Origin of the sequence: Sphingomonas sp. YR710 (assembly GCF_900101455.1) — a bacterium.
Classification (GTDB): Bacteria; Pseudomonadota; Alphaproteobacteria; order Sphingomonadales; family Sphingomonadaceae; genus Rhizorhabdus.
This window is the reverse complement of the sequence record NZ_FMZJ01000043.1, coordinates 1-1,591: the sequence shown is the minus strand read 5'-3', so window position 1 is coordinate 1,591 and position 1,591 is coordinate 1. Positions and strand designations below refer to the sequence as shown.

General features: G+C 60.3%; 1 protein-coding gene. It reads right to left on the bottom strand.

What is annotated here, in order from left to right; genetic code table 11:
* Window positions 1-90 precede the first annotated feature (90 nt).
* Window positions 91-1,530: an IS1182 family transposase gene (locus BLS13_RS20180; RefSeq protein WP_093454819.1), complete on the bottom strand. Its 1,440-nt coding sequence runs from the start codon at window positions 1,528-1,530 to the stop codon at window positions 91-93.
* Window positions 1,531-1,591 lie beyond the last annotated feature (61 nt).

The window sequence follows — 1,591 nt, the reverse complement described above, 5'->3', positions numbered from 1 at the left end:
CGAGGCTGTGTAGAAACGCTGCCGAGGTGGAGGCCGCATGGTAGGATCGGAGGCCGCGGTGACGGAATGCCCGGTCTTCGCGCCGGCCTTTCAGGCGCGGATCGCTGCAATGAGCGACTGAATGCCCATGATCTGGATCATCCGCTTCATATTGTAGGCCAGCACGCACAAACTCATCTCGGTTCTGACGTTTTCGAGCGTCTTGGTCAGAAAGTGGGTGCTGCCCATCCAGGATTTGAGCGTACCAAAGACATGCTCGACGGTCCGGCGCCGGATGCCCATGGCATTGGGTAACTGGTCCAGCCGCTTTTGCATGGCATCGATGACCGCCTCGTGCTTCCACCGTTTGACGCGCTTCACTTTTTCAGTGGTACAGCGCGGTCGTAGTGCGCAGCCGTGGCAGGCGCTCAGATTGCGGTAATGGTCGATGTCGCCGTGATGGTCGGACCGCGTACGCGCCTTGGTCAGATATTTCCCTGCCGGGCAGGTATATCGGTCGTGGTCGGCGTCGTACACGAAGTCGGCCTTGGTGAATAAACCGCGCTGGGCCTTGCCGGACGTATCGGTTCTGGGAACGCAGGGCAAAATGCCGGTGCCTTCGCATTCCAGCACCTGTTCGCCATTCATATAGCCACGATCCGCCAAGACGGTGATTTCAGGTTCTGCGATGGCTGCCTGGGCTTGCCGGCCCATCGGCGCGAGTTGTGCCCGGTCATTGCCCTCGTTCACCACTTCGTGCGCGACAATGAGGTGGTGTTCGGCATCCACCGCTGCCTGCAGGTTGTAGCCGACAATGCCAGTGCCGCGACCACTGCTGTTCATGGACCTGGCATCCGGATCGGTCAGCGACACCTGGTGATCGGGCGCCGCTTCGACGTGTGCGGCCATTTCCTTCAGGAACCGCATCTGGCCGCGCAGGCCCGCGATCTTCTCGCGGATCTGTTCGACCCGCGCTTGCGGAACGTCGCTGGCCTCGCGATCGGCACGATCGAGGGCCGCAAGGTAGCGCTCGATGCTGGCCTCGACCTGCTCGATCCGCTTGGCCGCCTTGTGTTCTGTGTAGTTGCGATCCCGGTTGTTCACCGCTTTGAACTTGCTGCCGTCGATTGCGACGGTCGCCTGTCCGAACAGGCTCAACTGTCGGCACAGCACCACAAACTGGCTGCAGACCGCCCGGATCGCTGCACCATTGTCCCGTCGAAAGTTGGCGATCGTCTTGAAGTCCGGTGCCAATCGACCGGTCAGCCACATCAGCTCGATATTGCGCTGCGCTTCACGCTCCAAGCGCCGGCTCGACTGAATCCGGTTCAGATAGCCGTAAAGATAGATCTTGAGCATCGTCGAAGGATGATATGCCGGGCGCCCGGTATGCGCTGGCGTCGCCCCGGCAAAGCCAACTGCCACCAGATCCAGCTCGTCGATAAACGCCTCGACGACCCGGACCGAATTATCTTCAGCGACATAATCATCGAGCGATGCCGGCAGCAGAAAATCTTGCCGGCGGTCTTGTTCTTCCACGAAACGGCCCATCGGCAAGCCTCCCGAAATCCCAGAAAACTCTACCATCAAGCGGCGTTTTTACACAGCCTCG